This is a genomic window from Wolbachia endosymbiont of Drosophila barbarae (assembly GCF_044752445.1).
GTDB classification, from domain to species: Bacteria; Pseudomonadota; Alphaproteobacteria; order Rickettsiales; family Anaplasmataceae; genus Wolbachia; species Wolbachia pipientis.
In genome coordinates this window covers 1-1,453 of record NZ_JBIXJM010000148.1, presented here as the reverse complement: position 1 = coordinate 1,453, position 1,453 = coordinate 1, and the positions used below count along the sequence as shown (strand labels likewise).

Here is a 1,453-nt window from a genome sequence, read left to right as displayed (position 1 = left end):
TTTACGATTCCACATATTCCACATGATGATGTAGTGTTACCAGAGGAAGTACAGGGAATAAGGGCATTTGGATCAGAAAGTGAACTGAAAGCGCTGGCAGATGTAATAACTGACCATTTGCAGCTAATGAGAAATAAACATGCAATAACGTTGGAGCATTTGCGAATGGGAGCGCTGAAAGGAATAATTTTAGATGCTGATGGGTCAGAATTATTAAATCTGTACAACGAATTTGAAATAACACCAAAAGTAGTAAATTTTGCCCTTGGAACAGCAACAACAGATGTAAAGCGTAAGTGTCTGGAAGTACTCCGGCATATAGAAGATAATCTAAGTGGTGAGTATATGACTGGAATTCATGCCTTGGTAAGCCCTGAGTTTTTTGATGCACTAACTTCACATACTAAAGTGAAAGAAGCATACGAGAGATGGCAAGAAGGAGCAGCGCTTCGAAATGATATGAGGTCAGGATTTACGTTCTGTGGAATAACATTTGAGGAATATAGAGGGCAAGCAACTGACCCTGAAGGAACGGTGAGAAGATTTATTGAGAAAGATACAGGGCACTGTTTTCCACTAGGAACAGCAAGCACATTTACAACATACTTTGCACCAGCAGACTTTAATGAGACAGTAAACACTCTTGGACAGCCACTATATGCAAAACAAGAGCCAAGAAGATTTGATAGAGGAACTGATTTACATACGCAGTCAAATCCTCTGCCAATGTGCCATAGACCAGGAACATTAATCAAAGTCACTATAGCATAACATACTGGTAGAGTAACTACAAGGTGGTGAGGCACAGAACGACTCTACCGGTATGCGCTTTTTAGCATGTAAAGGTTAGTATATCAAAAAGAAATATGCAAGAGAATATTAAGCGATTATTGGAGGATTGTTTTAAGCATCTAGGAGTGGAAGCCATATATTGTAATCGAAATAAGGAGGGTATTCGTAGAATAAAAGTGCTAATAAAACGTCCTGAGACTACGTACTCTCTAGGTGCAGATGGAGCATTAACTCAGCAAATTGCTTCTGTAGAAATACGTGATCAGGACGTTACTTCCTTTAGCATAGGTGATTATATCAAGATTGAAAAAAGGTTCTACAAGATTTTTGAACCGCCGTTAAAAGATTCTTCAAGTAAAATATGGAAAATTCAAGCTGTAGGAGAAGGAAGTGTTTCATAATGTAAATCAGGTAATAAGTGATATCAGAGGAAAAGAAGCTCAAATCAAATTAGTAGTAGCAAAAGCACTGAATAAAACAGCAATATGGTTAAAAGCGCAAGCAGCTAAGGAAATCAGTAAGGAAAAGAAGATAAAGTTAAGTTTGATAAGAAAGAGATTAAGAATTTTTAAGGCAAAAACTAGCAGATTAGAAGTGTTAATTAGAGCAAATCTCTATGACATTAGAGCATCGACAATTGGCAAGATACAAAAAACAAGAA

General features: G+C 37.2%; 3 protein-coding genes. All 3 read left to right on the top strand.

Annotation, left to right across the window (positions count from 1 at the left end; translation table 11 throughout):
- A partial coding sequence (locus ACIPNH_RS02630; RefSeq protein WP_400771564.1) for a major capsid protein occupies window positions 1-771 on the top strand: 771 nt, incomplete at its 5' end.
- 95 nt (window positions 772-866) lie between these two features.
- Complete coding sequence (locus ACIPNH_RS02625) at window positions 867-1,193, top strand: head-tail joining protein (protein WP_400771561.1); 327 nt, start codon at window positions 867-869, stop codon at window positions 1,191-1,193.
- Window positions 1,194-1,206: 13 nt separating this feature from the next.
- Window positions 1,207-1,453, top strand: a 247-nt coding sequence (locus ACIPNH_RS02620) for a phage tail protein (protein ID WP_400771567.1), incomplete at its 3' end; no start/stop codon positions are given.